Origin of the sequence: Corynebacterium tuberculostearicum, from assembly GCF_013408445.1 — a bacterium.
GTDB classification, from domain to species: domain Bacteria; phylum Actinomycetota; class Actinomycetes; order Mycobacteriales; family Mycobacteriaceae; genus Corynebacterium; species Corynebacterium tuberculostearicum.
The window spans coordinates 666,053-684,910 of the sequence record NZ_JACBZL010000001.1 but is presented as its reverse complement, the minus strand read 5'-3'; the positions used below and the strand labels follow the sequence as shown (position 1 = coordinate 684,910).

16 protein-coding genes are annotated in these 18,858 nt (G+C 57.6%); 12 read left to right on the top strand and 4 right to left on the bottom strand.

Translation table 11 applies throughout. The features are described from left to right. Nucleotides 1–5: 5 nt before the first annotated feature. From ruvB to BJ985_RS03170, 9 genes are all read left to right on the top strand, one after another. Complete coding sequence (gene ruvB, locus BJ985_RS03210; protein WP_179386579.1) at nucleotides 6–1,085, top strand: Holliday junction branch migration DNA helicase RuvB; 1,080 nt, start codon at nucleotides 6–8, stop codon at nucleotides 1,083–1,085. 74 nt (nucleotides 1,086–1,159) lie between these two features. After that, nucleotides 1,160–1,519 carry a preprotein translocase subunit YajC gene (yajC, locus tag BJ985_RS03205; protein WP_150851480.1) on the top strand — a complete coding sequence of 120 codons (360 nt, stop codon included), beginning with the start codon at nucleotides 1,160–1,162 and terminating at the stop codon, nucleotides 1,517–1,519. Between the two features lie 238 nt (nucleotides 1,520–1,757). After that, the gene (secD, locus tag BJ985_RS03200; RefSeq protein ID WP_179386578.1) at nucleotides 1,758–3,650 is read left to right on the top strand and encodes a protein translocase subunit SecD; all 1,893 of its coding nucleotides are present in this window, start codon (nucleotides 1,758–1,760) and stop codon (nucleotides 3,648–3,650) included. Between the two features lie 2 nt (nucleotides 3,651–3,652). After that, complete coding sequence (gene secF, locus BJ985_RS03195) at nucleotides 3,653–4,813, top strand: protein translocase subunit SecF (protein WP_179386577.1); 1,161 nt, start codon at nucleotides 3,653–3,655, stop codon at nucleotides 4,811–4,813. A 236-nt stretch (nucleotides 4,814–5,049) separates the two neighbouring features. Beyond that, nucleotides 5,050–6,534, top strand: a complete 1,485-nt coding sequence (locus BJ985_RS03190; RefSeq protein WP_236587091.1) for an ABC transporter substrate-binding protein — start codon at nucleotides 5,050–5,052, stop codon at nucleotides 6,532–6,534. Nucleotides 6,535–6,587: 53 nt separating this feature from the next. After that, complete coding sequence (locus BJ985_RS03185; RefSeq protein WP_005324978.1) at nucleotides 6,588–7,133, top strand: adenine phosphoribosyltransferase; 546 nt, start codon at nucleotides 6,588–6,590, stop codon at nucleotides 7,131–7,133. A gap of 86 nt (nucleotides 7,134–7,219) precedes the next feature. Beyond that, complete coding sequence (locus BJ985_RS03180; protein WP_179386576.1) at nucleotides 7,220–9,508, top strand: RelA/SpoT family protein; 2,289 nt, start codon at nucleotides 7,220–7,222, stop codon at nucleotides 9,506–9,508. 204 nt (nucleotides 9,509–9,712) lie between these two features. Beyond that, nucleotides 9,713–11,785, top strand: a complete 2,073-nt coding sequence (locus BJ985_RS03175; RefSeq protein WP_179386575.1) for a bifunctional metallophosphatase/5'-nucleotidase — start codon at nucleotides 9,713–9,715, stop codon at nucleotides 11,783–11,785. A 97-nt stretch (nucleotides 11,786–11,882) separates the two neighbouring features. Next, a complete protein-coding gene (locus BJ985_RS03170; RefSeq protein WP_179386574.1) occupies nucleotides 11,883–12,455 on the top strand; it encodes a DUF421 domain-containing protein in 573 nt (190 codons plus the stop codon). Nucleotides 12,456–12,585: 130 nt separating this feature from the next. Here the strand turns inward: BJ985_RS03170 and BJ985_RS03165 are convergent, their stop codons facing one another. Both BJ985_RS03165 and BJ985_RS03160 read right to left on the bottom strand, forming a co-directional pair. Continuing rightward, complete coding sequence (locus BJ985_RS03165) at nucleotides 12,586–12,873, bottom strand: hypothetical protein (RefSeq protein WP_179386573.1); 288 nt, start codon at nucleotides 12,871–12,873, stop codon at nucleotides 12,586–12,588. Nucleotides 12,874–13,231: 358 nt separating this feature from the next. Beyond that, the gene (locus BJ985_RS03160) at nucleotides 13,232–14,092 is read right to left on the bottom strand and encodes a peptidylprolyl isomerase (RefSeq protein ID WP_179386572.1); all 861 of its coding nucleotides are present in this window, start codon (nucleotides 14,090–14,092) and stop codon (nucleotides 13,232–13,234) included. A gap of 143 nt (nucleotides 14,093–14,235) precedes the next feature. Here BJ985_RS03160 and tpx point away from each other — a divergent pair, with 143 nt between their 5' ends. From tpx to hisS, 3 genes are all read left to right on the top strand, one after another. Continuing rightward, nucleotides 14,236–14,733 (top strand): thiol peroxidase, encoded by a 498-nt coding sequence (gene tpx, locus BJ985_RS03155; RefSeq protein WP_179386571.1) that lies wholly within the window; start codon nucleotides 14,236–14,238, stop codon nucleotides 14,731–14,733. A gap of 84 nt (nucleotides 14,734–14,817) precedes the next feature. Continuing rightward, nucleotides 14,818–15,453, top strand: coding sequence for an MBL fold metallo-hydrolase (locus BJ985_RS03150; protein WP_179386570.1), 636 nt, complete (start codon nucleotides 14,818–14,820; stop codon nucleotides 15,451–15,453). A 5-nt stretch (nucleotides 15,454–15,458) separates the two neighbouring features. Continuing rightward, a complete protein-coding gene (hisS, locus tag BJ985_RS03145) occupies nucleotides 15,459–16,748 on the top strand; it encodes a histidine--tRNA ligase (RefSeq protein WP_179386569.1) in 1,290 nt (429 codons plus the stop codon). Nucleotides 16,749–16,775: 27 nt separating this feature from the next. On the opposite strand, the gene BJ985_RS03140 is transcribed toward hisS, so the two are convergent. Continuing rightward, nucleotides 16,776–17,351: a TetR/AcrR family transcriptional regulator gene (locus tag BJ985_RS03140; RefSeq protein ID WP_179386568.1), complete on the bottom strand. Its 576-nt coding sequence runs from the start codon at nucleotides 17,349–17,351 to the stop codon at nucleotides 16,776–16,778. A gap of 10 nt (nucleotides 17,352–17,361) precedes the next feature. Then, complete coding sequence (locus BJ985_RS03135) at nucleotides 17,362–18,771, bottom strand: L-serine ammonia-lyase (protein ID WP_179386567.1); 1,410 nt, start codon at nucleotides 18,769–18,771, stop codon at nucleotides 17,362–17,364. Between the last annotated feature and the right edge of the window lie 87 nt (nucleotides 18,772–18,858).

Sequence of the window (18,858 nt, the reverse complement as noted above, 5' to 3'; positions counted from 1 at the left end):
AAATCATGTCCGATATTGAGCGCACCGAGTTCAATCTCCCTGAGGGCGTCGACGCGGCGCACGCCACCCAACGCAATAGCGATGTGGATGCCACCGCGCACTCCGAGGAGCATGATATTGAACGCTCCTTGCGTCCAAAGTCGCTCGAGGAATTTATCGGCCAACCCAAGGTGCGCGAGCAGCTCTCCCTTGTGCTTAAGGGGGCAAAGAACCGTGGGGTGACGCCCGACCACGTTTTGCTTTCAGGTCCGCCGGGCCTGGGCAAGACCACTATGGCGATGATTATTTCCCAGGAGCTGGGCACCTCGCTGCGTATGACTTCTGGGCCTGCTTTGGAGCGCGCCGGTGATTTGGCCGCAATGCTTTCCAACCTGATGGAAGGCGATGTCTTGTTCATCGATGAGATCCACCGTATTGCCCGGCCAGCAGAAGAAATGCTGTACATGGCAATGGAGGACTTCCGCATTGACGTCATTGTGGGCAAGGGGCCTGGCGCTACTTCCATTCCGCTAGAGATCCCGCCTTTTACCTTGGTCGGCGCGACTACGCGTGCCGGCATGCTCACGGGCCCATTGCGCGACCGCTTCGGTTTCACCGCGCAGATGGAGTACTACGACACGGCCGATCTCACCCAGGTGATCAAGCGCGCCGCCCACATCTTGGACGTGGAAATTGACCACGATGCGGCGGTAGAAATTGGCTCTCGGTCGCGCGGAACCCCGCGTATTGCTAACCGTTTGCTGCGCCGCGTGCGTGACTATGCCGAGGTCAATGGCACCGGCCTGATTGATCTCAGCGCGGCCCAGGGAGCGCTCGAAGTCTTTGACGTAGATGACATGGGACTTGACCGCCTCGACCGGGCGGTGCTCAATGCCTTGATTAAGGGGCACGGCGGTGGACCGGTTGGCGTGAGCACGCTGGCCATCGCAGTGGGCGAGGAGCCCTCGACGGTCGAGGAGGTGTGTGAGCCTTACCTGGTGCGTGCCGGGATGGTTGCGCGCACTGGACGCGGCCGTGTAGCTACCGCTGCAGCATGGCGACACCTGGGGCTTACCCCGCCGGAGGGCGCGGCCGGGCTGTTTTAATTCAAGGGCTAGCCTGCTTGGCGATGTCCCCTTGGGGTTTCTGTGTGCATCGCCGTCTGGCACACTAGGGTGCTATGGAAATCATCATTCTCATCATTATTGGCATCCTCTTCGTCGTTCCCTCGTTTATGGCCATGCGAAAGCAGCGCCAGCGCCAAAATGAGATGCAGGCCCTCCAGAATTCCCTGCAGCCGGGCGACGCCATCGTTACGGCGGGCGGTGTGCACGGCGTGGTGCGCAGCGCTGGCGACAAGGATGTGGATCTAGAAATCGCCCCTGGCGTGGTGGTTACTTTTGACAAGATGGCCGTCATTCGCACCGAACAAGAGGCCAATGACCTGGCCCGTCCTGCTGCTGGGGAAGAGAAGAATGATGCGGCAGATGACCTGCCAGATGAGAAATACCCTCCGTTTGACGGCGAGGAGAAGAAATAGCCCGCCATTTCCTAAGAGTTACCTTAATGTTTGCTAGGTAGGTGGGGCCTTCGCGGAGCGTAGACCCCGTCACACTTTGGGCCTTTTCCGGCCCTCGTTAAGGAAAACTCCGCCTGATGACGTACGATTGTGCGTTGTTGACGTGCCTGCGCCGTATGGCGGGGCCGTATTTAATGTTTAAACACCCTGTTATAAGCAGCACAGGAGATTATCGTTGTCCGCAAAATCCCGTGGCGCTATGAAAAATAGCAAACGCCAATGGCCGAAGCGTGCGATCGCGCTCTTCGGTCTCATTGTGGTTGTTATCTATGCGCTTATCTTTTTAACTGGTAGCCGTCAAAGCACTCCAAAGCTTGGCATTGACTTGCAGGGCGGTACCCGCGTAACGCTGGCGCCGCAAGGCGAGGAACCCACCCAAGACCAGCTCAAGCAAGCACGCAACATTTTGGAACAGCGTGTTAACGGCATGGGTGTTTCTGGTTCTGAGGTTGTCATCAACGGCAATACCCTGGTCATTACCGTGCCAGGTGAAGACGCCTCCCAGGCACAGGCCGTGGGCCAGACCTCGCAGCTGTTCTTCCGTCCGGTGGCTAAGCCCTCCATGCCGGACATGGAAAAGCTCAATAAGGAGCTGGAAGATATGGCCAATCGCTGGGTGAAGTACGACGTACTGAGCGCAGAGGAGGCCAATAAGCAGATGGAGCAGATGACCAAGGCCGTCGCTCAGCAAGAAGCCCAGATGACTGGCAAGGAGCCAAAGAAACAGAAGGCTCCTAAGGTCAGCGCCAAGCCGCTTGAGGAGCCAAGCAACTCCATCGAGCAGACTAAGCGCCGTGATGAAGTCACGGAGATGCTGCTGAAGGATCGTCAGTCCGAGGACCCGACCACCCAGGCTGCAGCCTCCGCGCTGATGACTTGCCAGGGCAGCACCGATCCACTGGCCGGCGCCGATGATCCTGCCAAGCCATTTGTTACTTGTGACTACTCCAAGGGCAACCCGTACGTTCTGGAGCCAGCACCGCTTCTCAATGGCATCAAGGACGAAAACGGCACCCGCCTCACCGGTAACGAGATCGATACCAATTCTCCGATCGAAGGCGGCCTGAACGGTCAGTCCGGCCAGATGGAGATCAACTTCTCCTTCAAGACCGGTGATGGCCCGAACGGTTCTCAGACCTGGGCAGACCTGACGCAGGAACACTTGAAGGACCAGGTAGCCATCACCCTTGACTCTGGGGTTATTTCCGCACCGGTCATTCAGGGAGCAACCCCAGTCGGTTCTGCTACCTCCATTACTGGTGACTTTAGCCAGGAAGAGGCACAAAACCTGGCTAATAACCTGAAGTACGGCGCACTGCCGTTGTCCTTCGCAGGTGAAAATGGCGAGCCGGGTGGCACCGTAGAGTCCATCCCGCCAACACTGGGTAAGGCCGCTCTGCAGGCCGGCCTCATTGCAGGCCTTGTTGGCCTGGTACTCGTGATGGCCTACTCGCTGTACTACTTCCGCGCGCTGGCCGGCGTATCCCTCATCTTCCTCATTGCCTCTGGCGTACTGACCTATGGCTCCCTGGTTCTGCTGGGCCGCTGGATCGGTTACTCGCTGGACCTTTCCGGCATCGCCGGTCTGGTCATCGGTGTGGGCGCAACCGCTGACTCCTTCGTGGTCTACTACGAGCGCATCAAGGACGAGCTCCTCGAGGGACGCACCTTCCGCTCCGCTACACAAAAGGCGTGGGAGCGCGCGCGTGCCACCATTGTGACCGGTAACGCGGTGACCCTGATTGGCTCTGTTGTGGTCTACTTCCTCGCCATCGGTGAGGTGAAGGGCTTCGCCTTTACCATGGGCCTGACCACGGTCTTCGACCTAGTCGTATCCTTCCTGGTCATGGCACCACTGATGCAGATGGTCGGCCGCCGTCCGGCTGCCGCTAAACCTTCGATGAATGGCCTCGGCGGTATCTACGCACTGGTGGAAGAGCGCCGTGAGCGCGGCTACTTCGGATCGGGACGTCGTCAAGCGAACGCTGCTGAATCCGCGAGTGCAAAGGAGCCAGCCACCAAGGAAACGGCAGGAGATTCTGCCGCAGGAACCGCACGTCCCGTAGATGCTGCGGAAGATGAGGAGAAATAAGCATGGCTGTTTCGACTAAGCACAAAATTTCCCGGATGGACCGCCTCTATGAGGACGAGCGCGGTTATGACTTCATCGGTCGCACCAAGCTGTGGTACGGCATCACCGCCGCGTTGATCGTGGCCGCAGTGGCCGCAATCCTTATTCGTGGATTCTCGCTCTCGATTGACTTCGAAGGCGGCACCACGTTGTCGATGCCGGCAGGCGACCTCAAGGAAGACGAGGTAAGCCAGGTCTTCGAAGACTCCACCGGTGTAGAACCCGAGCAGGTTCACATCGTGGGCGCTGGCGATTCCGAGACCTTGGAAATCGTTTCTGAGCGCCTGAGCCAAGAGGACGTGAATGCGGCCCGCGCGGCTATCTATGACAACTTCCAGCCGAAGGATGAAAACGGCAAGGCCACCCCGGATGCCATTGGCTCGTCCACGGTATCCGAATCCTGGGGTTCTTCTATTACCCAGCGCATGCTCATTGCCATGCTGGTCTTCCTGGTAGCCGCGACCGTCTACGTGGCCATTCGCTTGCAGAAGAACATGGCTTTTGCCGCGATTATCGCGCTGATTGCAGACGGCGTTATCATCGCCGGTATTTACGCCCTCTTTGGCTTCGAAGTTTCCCCGGCCGTCATTATTGGTCTGCTTACCGTCCTGACCTTCTCCATGTATGACTCGGTCATCGTCTTTGACAAGATCAACGAAAATACGGAAGGCCTCGAGGGCCAGCGCAAGAAGACCTTTGCTGAGCTGACAAACTTGGCTATTAACCAGACCGTCATGCGCTCGATTTCTACCTCGGTAATTTCTGCGCTGCCTATCATCGCGCTCTTCGTGGTCGCCGTGTGGCTCATGGGTATCGGTACCCTCCGCGATTTGGCACTCATCCAGCTCATCGGCGTGGTCGAGGGCATTTTCTCCTCCATCTTCTTTGCTACGCCGCTGGTCGTGACCTTCGCCAACATGTCCAAGAAGATCAAGCGCCACAACAAGCGGGTCGCGGACTACCGTGCCGGCAAGGACCAGGATGCAGCGGTAGAATCCGGCGCAGCATCCTCCGGTCGCACCGTGGTCTCACCAGTGAGCGCAAAGTCCACCCCGGCTGAGATCGAAGACGATCCGTCCGAGTCCACTGGGCAACCTGGCGCAACCTGGCGCCCGGGCCGGTAGCTTGCGGTAGTAAAATTTTGGCGAAGCGGTAGCTGAAGTGAGGGCAAATTACGGTGCTTAAATCAAAGAGCAGTTCTAGAAATCGTCACTGGGGAAGGAAGGCCATTGCCTCGTGCGTTTCAGCTCTAGCTCTAGCTGCTTCTGCCTGTAGCGGGCAGGGCGGCGAGGAGGACACCTCTAGTGCTCCCCAGGAGCCAGAATCCTATGGATACTTTGGCTACCAGGTTAATTCCCGCTTGGCCACCACTAATGCTGGCACGTCTTTTGGTGATGCTACCTCCGCCGGACTGCTGTCTACGCGGCTTTATCCGGGGCTTTTTGTGCCCGGTCCCTCTGGCGAATTAATTCCCAATGCGGATCTGGTTGAAACTGAAGAGCTTCCGCCCGTTGCCGGCAGCGACCAGCGCAGCGTTCAGCTCACTTTGGAGGAGGACGCCGTATTCTCCGATGGCACTCCTGTTACCTGCGATGATTACTTGTTGACGTATGTGGCCGGTACTCATCCAGCTGAATTTGCCTCCCATATGCCGTTGATGAATGACATCTCGGAATTTAGCTGTGAGCCCCAAAGCAAAACCTTCACCCTGACCTTTAACAAGGATCAGGGGCAGCGCTGGCGCCACATGTTTGGCGCCGGCACGGTCATGCCGGCCCATGCGCTGGCTAAGAAATCCGGGTTGAGCATTGAGGAACTCAACGCCGCCCTGGCAGTAGAAGACATGCAGGCGCTTGCGCCGGTAGCTAAGGAATGGCGCTATGGCTTTTCCGTGGCCAAGGATCAACTAGATCCCGAGCTGCAGGTCTCCTTCGGACCCTATGTCATTGACAAGGTAGGCGACGAAGGGGAGGTTATTCTCAAGGCAAACGAAAAGTACTTCGGAGACGCCCCAGCGGAAGATCATGTTGTGGTCTGGCCTTCGGAGGCTGATGCACAGAAGCTCGCAGATAAAGGCGCGTTGCGCGTAGTCGATGCCGCAAGCGAAAATCCTGACTGGCTGGACAGCACGAAGGATGAGGCAGGGGAGTCCCCCTATGAGGTCACTCCAATGGTCGGCGAGCTAACGGATACGCTCACGCTATCTGAAGCTGGAGTATTCGCGGAGCCGTGGGCGCGCGAGAGCTTCGCGGCCTGCGTCGATCAGCAGGCGGTTGCGCAAGCAAGCTCAGCGGCCTCCGGTGTGGAGGTGCCACCGGCTTACTTGCGTACCGTCTCCGCGACCAACCCAGTCGCCGGCGGTCTAGACAAGGTGGGCAAGGAACACCAAGGCACGGATTTGGCTAAGGCCGGTGACCTCAACGGTACGACCATCAAGGTCGGCTATTTGGGGCCAGACAAACGCTACGCCGCCATGGTGGAACAACTCCGTGCATCCTGTGAGCCGGCTGGTATCACCATCGAGGACGCGTCTGGGGAGTTCATGTCCCAGCACTACTTGGAAATGGATCCGGAAACCTGGGCGCCTACCGTCGATGCCTTCCTCGGCCCGGTCGATCCCCAGACGGAGTATTCCACTGTGGAGTCAAGCATGAAGAACTCTGCGGAGCTGAAGAAGACAGAAGAGGCTCTGTGGAAGGATGTACCATCCATTCCTCTCTCCGCGCAGCCGCGCGTCTTCCTCGTCCGCCGCGACGTGGAAGGCGTCCTGCCGTACACTGGCGTCTCGGGCATCGGTTGGAATATGGATCGCTGGCACAGCACCGCCCCAACGGACACGGAATAGGCCCCGAATATCGGGCGTTCAAAACCTCTCGCAATTATTTCTCAAGGAAGACTATGAGTTCGCACTACGAATCAGCAGCACAGGCACTCAAGGATAAGGTTCGCCTCGTTCAAGACTTCCCGGAGGAGGGCATCCTCTTTGAGGACCTCACCCCAGTCTTGGCGGATCCAGAGGCATTTCGCACCGTAGTGGACGGCTTGGCGGCCGCCTGCGAGGAATTGGGCGCGGATATGATCGGCGGCCTGGATGCTCGCGGATTCCTCCTCGGTTCGGCCGTTGCCTACAAGATGGGCCTAGGCATCTTGGCCATCCGCAAGAAGGGCAAGCTTCCCCCACCGGTATATACCGAGGAATACGAGCTGGAGTACGGTTCTGCGGCGCTGGAGATTCCAGCCAGCGGCGTTGACATCAAGGGCAAGCGCGTAGTGCTTGTCGACGACGTCCTGGCCACCGGTGGCACCCTCCACGGTGCCAAGCTTTTGCTTGAGTCAGCAGGTGCCGAAGTCGCTGGCAATGTGGTGGTGCTGGAAGTCAAGGGGCTCAACGGTCGTGAGCGTTTATCCGGCCCACCGCTCATTGTGTTGAATGCCACAGACTAAGATGGGATGCCTAAGCTAGATCGAACGATCTAGTTGGACATGAGGCCACAAGGCCCGTGGCACTGTGAAGGGCGGTAGATTTGGCCATGGACAAACCCGTAAAGCGCCAGTCCGGCGGCGGAATGCGCAGCATGTCGGCTCGCCTTGCTCGTTCGCTTACCGGCGGTCGAGTGAAGGTAAATCCGGTGCTGGACCCGTTGATGTCCATCCACCGCAAGTTTCACCCCAAGGCCGATGTTGATCTACTCAATCGCGCCTATGACACCGCGGAGAGGCTCCATGAGGGTGTCTTTCGCAAATCCGGAGAACCGTATATCACCCACCCGCTCGCCGTGGCGACGATCGCGGCGGAGATCGGTATGGACACCACCACTATCGTCGCAGCACTGTTGCACGACACCGTGGAGGATACTGAGTACTCCCTAGAGGACCTCACCCGAGACTTCGGTCCGGAGGTGGCTCGCTTGGTCGATGGCGTGACCAAGCTGGACAAGGTGGCACTGGGCTCGGCCGCAGAGGCCGAGACCATTCGTAAGATGATTGTCGCCATGGCCACCGACCCCCGAGTCCTGGTCATCAAGGTCAGCGACCGTCTGCACAATATGCGTACCATGCGGTTCCTCCCGCCCGAAAAGCAGGCTAAGAAGGCGCGGCAGACCCTCGAGGTTATCGCGCCGCTAGCTCACCGCCTCGGCATGGCCAGCGTGAAGTGGGAGTTGGAAGACCTGTCCTTTGCCATCTTGTATCCGAAGAAGTACGACGAGATCGTACGGATGGTGGCAGATCGTGCCCCCTCGCGCGATCGCGCGCTGAAAGAGATCATTAGCCAGGTCAGCGGGGCGCTGAAGGAAAACGGCATTGAAGCCGAGGTTATGGGCCGACCAAAGCATTACTGGTCCATTTACCAAAAGATGATTGTGCGCGGCCGCGACTTCGCGGAGATCTTCGACCTCGTAGGAATCCGCATCTTGGTCGAGGACGTCAATAACTGTTATGCCGCGATCGGCGTGGTCCACTCGATCTACCAGGCATTGCCGGGGCGCTTTAAGGACTATATTTCCTCGCCGCGATTCGGCGTGTATCAGTCGCTGCACACCACGGTGCTGGCAGATGGTGGCGCTACCTTGGAGGTCCAGGTACGTACCCACGAGATGCACTATAACGCTGAGTTCGGTGTGGCTGCTCACTGGCGCTACAAAGAAACCAAGGGCAAGAACTCGGGCCACCAGGAAGAAGTGGACCAGATGGCGTGGATGCGGCAACTTCTGGACTGGCAGAAGGAGGCCGCCGATCCCAACGAGTTCCTCGACTCCCTGCGCTACGACCTGACCGCCAAGCAGATCTTCGCCTTTACCCCCAAGGGCGATGTGGTGAACCTGCCTGCCGGTTCTACACCAGTGGACTTTGCCTACGCAGTACATACTGAGGTGGGGCACAGGTGTATCGGTGCCAAGGTCAATGGCAAGCTCGTCGCGCTCGAATCGAAGCTAAAGTCCGGCGACAAGGTGGAGATCTTTACCTCCAAGGATCCCAATGCTGGTCCGTCCCGCGATTGGCAAGACTTCCTCGTGTCTGCTCGAGCCAAGACCAAGGTGCGGCAGTGGTTTGCCAAGGAACGCCGCGAAGAACACTTGGAAGCCGGTCGCGATGCCCTAGCGACCGAAGTTCAGCGCGGCGGCCTGCCTATGCACCGCCTGTTTACTGCCAGCTCCATGAAGCAGGTAGCGGAACAGCTGCACTACACCGACGTCGATTCGCTGTATACCGCCATCGGGGCCGGCCACGTATCTGCTCAACACGTTGCCAACCAATTGGTTGCCATGTTTGGCGACCAAGATGATGCCATCGACACCCTGGCCTCGCGCACGCCGCTTTCTGAGATTGAGCACTCCCGTGCCCAGCACACCGAAGATTCGGCATCGGGCACCGGCATCTTGGTGGAAGGCAGCCCAGATGTGATGGCAAAGCTCGCCAAATGCTGCCAGCCTGTACCAGGTGATACCATTTTTGGTTTCGTCACTCGAGGCGGCGGGGTATCCGTGCACCGTGCCGACTGTACCAATGCGGAAAAGCTCAAGGCAGAACCAGAGCGCATGTTGGAGGTGGCCTGGTCTTCTGGTACCTCCGCAACGGGCGCTTTCTCGGCGACGCTGCAATTGGAAGCCCTCGACCGTCAGGGCCTCCTTTCAGAGCTCACTCGGGTAATGAGCGATCAGAACATCAACGTTTTGACCATGAACTCGAATCGGGGCGATGACCATATCGCGACGGTAAGGTTCACATTCTCCGTTTCGGATACCAAGCAATTGGGAACCTTGATGACCACACTGCGCAATACCGAAGGCGTCTTTGACGTTTACCGCGTAACCGCCTAAGGCGCTGTGCCCCACCCTCAAGGAGGGGCGGGGCAAGCAATGCAAAGGCATCGGGGAGGTTACTTGTATGTGAATTCTTGACTGCTGCAAGGTAAAACTCCAGCAAGCAAGCTTGATTTCTCCTGCCAAGTAGTTAGCGAAGCGATATAAATTATGAAGCGATATAAATTATCCTGTCGCTTTCTACTATCTAGGAGTACTTCAATGCAGTTCCGTCGCATCGGCCAGCTTGTGGCCGCCACTACCGTTTCCGCTGTTGCTCTCTCCGGCGCGCAGGCGGTGGCACAGGAAAACAAGACCACCATCTCCGTCACCAATATCACCGATATTCACGGTCACTTGGAAGACAAGATTGGTGACCCAGCCAAGGCCGGTGATGAGATCGGCGTAGCTCGTCTGCAGACCCTCATTAAACAGGTAAATGAGGGTCAGGAATTCAACCTGACCTCCTCGGGCGATAACGTGGGTGGCTCCGCCTTCGTATCTGCAATTTCTGATGACAAGTACACCCTTGAGGCTCTCAATCAGATGGGCATGAAGGTGTCAGCGGTGGGCAACCACGAGTTCGATAAGGGCACCGAGGATCTCACCGAGCGCATTCAGCCGAACTCTACGTACCCCATCCTGGGCGCAAACGTGCTTAAGGATGGTCAACCCTTGCTCGAGCCTTCTCACGTTGAAGACGTGGACGGCGTCAAAGTGGGTTATGTCGGAACCGTGACGGAAAATACCAAGTACAAGGTATCCGCGGCGAAGATCCCGGGCGTTACCTTCACGGACCCAGTAAAGGCAACGAATGAAGAGGCCACCCGCCTGAAGGAATCTGGCGAGGCGGACGTCGTCGTCGCGCTCTTCCACGAGGATGCCCAAGACTATGCCGAGGGCTTCAATAAAGACGTAGACGTGCTCTTCGGCGGCGATACCCACCAGCGCACCAAGGGCGAAATCCCCCGCGAAGGTGCCCTTCCATTGCAGTGGGCAGAGGGTCATGAGTATGGCAAGCTGCTTAACGACGTCGACATCACCTTTGACAAGTCCGCCAAGAAGGTAACCGACATCAAACTCAGCCAGTACGATGCTACGGATGCTGCCGATGTTGAGCCGGACGCCGAGATTGCGGACCTCGTTGAGAAGGCACAGAAGGAAGCCGAGGTTGAAGGTTCTAAGACAGCCGGCAATGTGAAGCAAGACCTGTTCCGTGGCTCTGACGAAGGCGCAGAGGCTGGTTCCAACCATGGCGTAGAATCCACTCTCAATAACTTCATCGCAGAAGGCCAACGCTATGCCATGAGCAAGCAGGTAGGCAAGGATATCGAAATCGGTGTGATGAACGCCGGCGGTGTACGTGCCGACCTAAAGGGCGGAGATGTTACCTACAAGGACATCTTTGAAGTACAGCCTTTTGGCAACTCCGTGATTACCGCCAAGATTTCTGGTGAAGATTTCATCAAGGCATTGGACAACCAGTGGCAGGAGGGAAGCCGTCCACGCCTTGCCATGGGGATTTCCAATAACGTCCAGGTGGTCTACGACCAGAAGGCCGGCAAGGGCGAGCGCGTAAAGTCCGTGACTATCAATGGCGAGCCAATTGATCCGAAGAAGGATTACTCCATTGCGCTGTCTTCCTTCCTTGCTTCCAGTGATGAAGAAGCAGGCGGTGACGGCTACTTCAACGCTGGTTCCATCAAGGACAAGAACGATGTGGGCTACATGGACACTCAGGCCATGATCGACTACATCAAGTCGGGTGAATCGGAGGTCCGCACCGGCCAGGGCCAGATCGGTGCACACATTGAGGGGGACGTGAAGCCGGGTGAGGAAATCACGGTGAACCTGTCCAGCCTCAATTACTCCACCGAGGGCGAGCCGATGGCGAAGAAGGCAACCGTGAAGTTGGGCGACGCTGAGCAGACCGTAGACATCGACAACGCCGCACAGGAAGGCGATGCGCAATTTGGTGAGCGCGGTCGCGCAACGGTAAAGCTCACCGTTCCAGAGAACCTGAGCGGCAAGCAGAACCTCGAAATCACCACTGACGCAGGCACCAAGGCAACCTTGCCTATCGAGGTAAGCGGCGAGGGCTCCGAAGAGCCGGGAGCTAAGCCTGCGCCAAAGGGCTCTTCCTTCTCTTCCAACGGCTCTTCCGTGGGTGGCGCAGTATTCGCCATCGTTGCAGCGCTGGTAGCTGGCGTTGCGGTTGTGGGCATGAACCCGCAGATTCTTCCTGCTCCAGCGCGCAAGATGATTGAGGACCTGCGCAAGCAGTTCCACATCTAGGACAGCACAGCACTAGGCGGAGCGGCTCTTCCTGAACAGGGGAGTGACGCTCCGCCTTTTCTGTATGTCTAGCGGCTGCCGGGTAACCTAAGCAGTCGTGGACACTCTAGAACTCTTCCTGCGCGAGATTACTTATCAGCTGGGTATTGAATGGCACCGTATTCCCGTTGTCGTGCTGGCGACTTTGGGTATCTACCTATCCTTCATGGTTTTGGTGAAGGTATTCGGCTCTCGCGTACTTACGTCCATGACGGCCTCAGATGCCATCATCATTATTATGTTTGGCGCAGTCGCGGGCCGTGTCATCGTGGGCAATCCACCGACCCTTGCCGCCGGCGTCATCGGCCTGACCACGCTGATGGCGCTCGAAGCTGCCTTCGGTACCATTCGCAAGGTAGTGAAGTGGACGCGCTTTCTGGACCGTCGTCCCATCCTTTTAGTCTTTAGCGGTGAGATGGTTGAAGATAACCTGACGCTGGCTCACATTACAGAATCGGATATCTACTCGGCGGCTCGTAGAGCCGGCATTAGCCGCATGGAAGACGTGCAGATAATGATCCTGGAGCCTACGGGCCACATCTCCGTCATCAAGGTCGGTCAAACCATCGACCCAGAGCTTTTTAAAGACCTCGTGGGGTCCGAATACATCGAAGACGCTAAAGACTCTTAGGACGCACCTCACAGCTTGGCCAGAAGCGCAAAGGTCATCTGTAGGCTCCCTTTACCCAAGAGCGCACGAAAAAGCCGCTGCATTCCACTTAGGGAAGCAGCGGCTTAAGAATCGCTATGAAGCGGTGACTTTACTTGTTGCCGAAAGGCAGGTCGAGGTACTTGTTAGCGAAAGCAAACAGGGTGCCCAAAGCGCCAATAATAGCGGTGACAACGCCGATCCAAGCCTTGATCTCCTTTGGATCTGCGTCCTTGAGGGAGGAACCCTGCTCAGCCGGCTCAGCTGGCTTGGTGGTGGTCGGCTTAGCAGTGGTGGACTGGGTGGTCGACTCAGCAGCGGTAGCTACAGTGGTGCCAGCAAAGGTCATGGACAGAGCGGTTGCGCCAGCAACGAGTGCCTTGCGGGAGAAAAGCTTCATTTTTTGATTCCTAACAAGCTTGGTGTGTTCAAAGACGTTTCAAATACTAGACAGGCTGACAGGCTTCCGCAACAGTATCGGCAGGTTTTTGCTCACTGGCTGAACTAGCTGAAAGCCCGCTGTGTGCTGCGTGTTTACTACTGTGATTCTTGTGATCTAGAGGAATTTTAGTGTTCTCCTGTTTCTGCAGCTTAACCCTCATAATCGGGTTCAGTATAATTTAAGGAAAGGATGAGCCCCGGCGCATTCGTCCACGAGCTGTGTGGTGATTGGCCGGGGCTTTGTGCCCGCCCCCGTTAGGGGGGTGTGGTGCGGTGGAGCTAAGAGGGGGCGTCGCCAAGCAGGGCTTTTCTGCCGCCTAAGCCTTGACGGTTGCCTTCTTAATCTTGACTTCCTTGGCAGGCTTGCCATCTGGTTGGCCGCCTTCGACGCCGTTCTTGGCAATCTTATCCATCGTCTTCATGCCCTTGTCGGTGATGGTGGCGAAGTAGGTGTAGTTCGGGGCCAGCTCAGAATCGTCGTAGTTGAGGAAGAACTGGGAACCATTGGTGTCTGGGCCGCTGTTGGCCATGGCGACGGAGCCGCGCGGGTAGACAACGGGGTTCTGTGCGTCCTTCTCATCAACCTCGTCGGTGGGGTACTCATCGGCGAAGCTAAAGCCAGGACCGCCGGAACCGGAACCGGTGGGGTCGCCGCACTGCAGCACGTTGAGCCCGCCCGAGGTCATACGGTGGCAGACGGTGTCGTCGTAGTAGCCCGACTTGGCCAGCTCAGAAATAGCGTTGGTGGTACATGGCGCCTTGGCGCGGTCCATTTCCATCTCAATGGTGCCCTGGTTGGTTTCAAAGGAAACGGTGACGGTGCCCTTGGTGGAAATATCCTTGCCGTTCGGCTTCTTTGCGCCGTTGGATTCTTGCCCGTTGTCCTCATACTTACAGGTCACAGTATCCGGCAGGGCCTTAGCGCGCTTGTCAGCGATGGGCTGCGCCTGTGGGGTTTCCTGCGAGGTCTCAGCTGCGGAAGACTCCTCAGCCTGTACGTTTTCATCGTCGCCTTCGCGGGTGGACAAGAAGTAAATGCCGCCGACGAGGGCGAGAATTACTACGAGGGAGGCGGCAACAACGCCGAGCGGGCGTGCCTTTTGCTTGCGTTCGCGGGATTTCAGCTCGCGCTCGAGCTTGCTCAGCGCCTCTTCGCCGCGCTTTTGATTATTTGGCACCGGGAGTCAACCTTTCTAGCGATTATCGGTGGCATGATTCAACCTGACCGATTCTAGCGGTTCCCGACAGCTGAGAAAGCGTTGGCATGGAAAATTGAGCAAGTTAATAGCTCTAAAGCCCAATCATAAGTACGCTGGTTTCTATGGTTGAACCAGATTTTACCGATCCGCCAACGCCCACCGTTGGTGAACTTCCCGCAGTGGGAGACCCGCTGCCCGAATTTGAACTCATCGGTACCGACCTGCGTCAGATTACCAATGAGACTTTTGCGGGCACGCGCCTTATTATTTCCATCTTGCCCTCTATTGAAACCCCTGCCTGCCAGGACCAGCTGCGCCGTTTCCATGAGCAGGTTTCGCAGCTAGATAACACCAAGCTTCTTTCCGTTTCTCTCGATTTGCCCTTTACTCTCAAGCGCTTTTGCGCGGCTGACGGCATTGATGATGTCATCGCCGCCTCCGCATTTCGCTCTGACTTTGGCGAGAAGTTCGGCGTGACTGTGCGCGATTCCGTCTTGGAGGGCCTGCTTGCCCGCTCCGTGGTGGTGGCTGATGAAAACCACAAGGTCATCCACACTCAATTGGTTCCAGGCGTGGTCACCCAGCTTGATTATGACAAGGTCTGGGATATTTTGCGTTAAGCCGTTTGGCGCTGCCGGCCTCTACTCATCCTGAAAATGGGGGAGGCCGGCTCTTTTTTGTTTCAGGCAGCTAGGGTAGTGGGTATGGAAATCTACGGTTTTACTGCCGGTCCGTTTCAGACCAATACCTATGTGATTGCGGAAGGCCGCCGAGCCTTCATTGTGGACCCAGGCATGGATGCGATGGAGAAAGTCCTCGAGCATGACTTGGAGTACGAGGCTATCGTGCTCACCCACGGCCATATTGACCACACTCGGGATGCCGGATCTTTGGCAGAAGAGCTCGACATCCCTGTTTATATCCACCCGGCTGACAAGTTCATGCTTGACAGCGGTGAAGGTGTTTCGCCCCAGGCGCAAGAGCTTTTCGACGCCGCCCATATGACCCCCATCTCCGACCTCCGCGAGCTCCAGGATGGCGAAACCCTGGAGCTTATCGGTCATACCTTTGCCCTCAAACACGCGCCTGGGCACTCGCCGGGCTGCGTCATGATCGTCGCCGAGGACTTTGCCCTCACCGGTGACGTGCTCTTCGCCGGGGCCATTGGACGCACCGACTTACCTCACTCGGACCCCAATGCCATGCAAAAATCGCTTGCCGGTCCAGTGTGGAGTCTGGCAGATAACCTCGACATTCTGCCCGGCCACGGGCCTACCACCACGATGCGTAAGGAGAGGGCGACCAATCCCTTCTTCGCAACATTGAGGGAGGTACTGTAATACCCGTGAGTAATAAGAAGCAGTTCCAAGCCCTGTCCGCCCCCAAAGGTGTCCCAGACTATTTCCCACCGCAGTCGGCCGCGTTCTATATGGTGCGCCAGACCATGGTGGAGCAGGCACATCTCTCCGGCTTCCAGCATATTGAGCTGCCCATTTTTGAAGACACCGCACTCTTTGCCCGTGGCGTAGGCGAGTCCACCGACGTGGTGTCTAAGGAGATGTACACCTTTGCGGATCGCGGCGACCGTTCCGTTACTTTGCGCCCGGAGGGCACCGCTGGCGTGATGCGCTCGGTCATCGAGCACAACCTAGACCGCGGCCAGCTGCCCGTGAAGCTCAACTATTTTGGCCCCTTCTTCCGCTATGAGCGCCCCCAGGCTGGCCGCTACCGCCAGCTACAGCAGGTTGGTGTAGAAGCCATTGGCGTAGACGATCCTGCGCTTGACGCCGAGGTCATCGCTTTGGCGGATCGTTCCTTCCGCGCGCTGGGGCTTAGCGGATTCCGCCTCGAGCTCACCAGCTTGGGCGATCGCAATTGCCGTCCGGCTTACCGCGAGAAGCTGCAGGAATTCCTCTTCAAGCTCGACTTGGATGAAGAGACCCGCCACCGTGCAGAGATCAACCCTTTGCGCGTGCTGGATGACAAGCGCCCAGAGGTCCAAGAGCAGCTTGCCGACGCCCCCTTGATGCTCGACCACCTCAATGACGAATGCCGCGAGCACTTCGAAACTGTTACCGGCATGCTAGACGATATGGGCGTAGCCTACGAGATTAATCCGCGCATGGTCCGCGGCTTGGATTACTACACCAAGACCTGCTTCGAGTTCGTCCATGACGGACTTGGTGCGCAGTCCGGCATTGGTGGCGGTGGTCGCTACGACGGGCTGATGGCCCAGCTGGGCGGTCAAGACCTATCTGGTATTGGCTACGGTCTGGGTGTCGACCGCGCTCTGCTGGCGCTGGAGGCTGAGGGCATCACCCTCGATGGCGTTGAGTCCCGCGTGGATGTCTTTGGCGTTGCACTGGGTGCTGCTGCCAAGCGCACCATGACCACCCTGATCAATGACCTCCGCAAGGCTGGAATCTCTGCGGATATGTCCTTTGGAGACCGCGGCCTGAAGGGTGCGATGAAGGGCGCCGACCGCGCCGGCGCACGCTTCGCGCTGGTCTTGGGTGAACAAGAGCTAGAAAATGGTACGGTTGCGCTCAAGGACCTTGCCGCCCATGAGCAGCACGACGTACAGGTTTCTGACCTAGTGTCTGTACTTGCTCGGGAAATGAACGGCGAGGCCTAAATTTCCTTTAGCCGGTGGGCATTGCGCTTAGGCGCGGTGCCCACTTTTTATGCCCGCCAGAAAGAGGTCAATGATCTTTTCCTGAATATCCGGCTGGTAGGCATCGATATCAACCTCGCGGGGTCGTGCCAGGCTCAACAGTCCCACAATGAATTCGAGGTGGGTGACGCCGGGGCCAATCTCGCCTTGCTTTTGGCCCAGCTCAATAAACCGTCGGCCGTTGCGCTCTAGGAGGTCGCGCTGGGCGGTTAATTCAGGGCTCAGAGAGTCCAAATCCTGCGGGACGAACGCTGGAATAAGGGTGTTCAGTCCCATGGTCAGGATATGAGTGGCGTAGGTCCGGACGTAGTCTTTCCCGGAATGGGTAGAGTTCTCAAAGTCCGCGATGAGGCGCTGTTGAAACTTGGCAAAGGCATCACCCATATATTCCGCGCACGCGCGGATGAGGCTCGCACGGTTGGGGAAGTTGCGATAGACCGTAGCCACACTTACGCCTGCCTGCGTAGCCACCTTTTCCAAAGCGACATCATCGCCGTGGGTACGAAAGAGCTGGCATGCCGCAGCGATAATGGCGGTGCGGCGGTGAAGAGCATCTGCGCGCATGCAGTCCTTTTTAACACTCCACCTGCGAAACGCTAAAGCCCATGGTCTTGGCCAATCCGCCCAGGGAGGTCTCCTTATACTTGGAGAGCATATCGCGGCCGGTTTCAGCCATGGTTTGTACCGCATTATCCAAGGTCACGTGGTGAGTGCCTTCTCCCATTTTGGCCATGCGCGCGGCGTTGATGGACTTTACCGCGCCAATGGCATTGCGCTCGATGCACGGAATCTGCACCAATCCGCCCACTGGGTCGCAGGTAAGGCCCAAATTATGCTCTAAAGCAATCTCAGCGGCGTTTTCCACCTGCGCCGGGGCTGCTCCCAGCAGCTCTGCCATGCCTGCGGCGGCCATAGCGGAGGCGGAACCCACCTCGCCTTGGCAGCCCACCTCAGCTCCGGAGATGGACGCGTTTTCCTTGATAATCATGCCGATGGCACCGGCGGTCAATAGGTACCGACGGGCAGTGGAACGGGTGAAGTCTGCGCGGAAATCGCGCGCATAATGCAGTACCGCTGGAATGATGCCGCACGCGCCGTTGGTAGGTGCAGTAATGACGCGGCCACCGGCAGCGTTTTGCTCATTAACCGCCAAGGCGTACAGGTTAACCCACTCCATGGCGGAGAAACCGCAGCTGGTATCGTCTTGGTTTTCTAGCAACTGGGCATACATCTTCGGGGCACGGCGTGCCACACGCAGGCCACCTGGAAGAAGGCCCTTGGTGGAAATACCCTCAGTCACACATTCACGCATGATGTCCCAGACCAAATCAAGGTGGCGCAGAACGTATTCCGCTCCGCCTTCATCGCGGTGCAAGGCCTCCTCGTTGGCAAGGACGAGCTCCCAAATTGCTTTGTCATGAGCCTCGCAGAGGTTGAGCAATTCTTCGCCCGTGGTGAACTTATAGGGAACGGAGTCATCTACATGGGCGGCGGCTACGCCGGCAGGAACTTCATTGCTTTCGGCGACTTCCGCATCGAGCTCGGCGCGGGAGAGGATAAAGCCGCCGCCGACAGAAAAGTACTCTTCCTTTTCTGCGAGCAGGTTTCCGCTGTCATCCCAGGCGCTAAAAATCATGCCATTCGGGTGCTGGGGCAGCGGTTCATTATCAAAGACGATCTCATAGTCCACCGTGCCCCGGGGACCAGAAATAGTTCCTTCGCTGGGGATGAAGCCGCCCGCGTGAGGTTCGGCGTCGATAGGCACGCTTAGCGGATCCCAGCCAGCGAGCCCAAGGATAACGGCGCGATCGGAAGCGTGGCCACGGCCAGTGGCGGAAAGCGAGCCGCGCAACTCCGTATAGACCTTAGCTGGGTGCTTCTCTAGGGAATCGAGGAATTGCTTAGCCGCGCGCATGGGCCCGACGGTGTGCGAAGAGGAAGGGCCAATGCCGATGGAGAAGATGTCCGTGACGCTAATTGTCATAGTTAAGCTGTGCCGAACCTTTCTGAAGGGATAGCTATAGGGTGCTTGCTGTGCCGTTATTGGGGTCAAGCTGGACCCAAAGGGTAG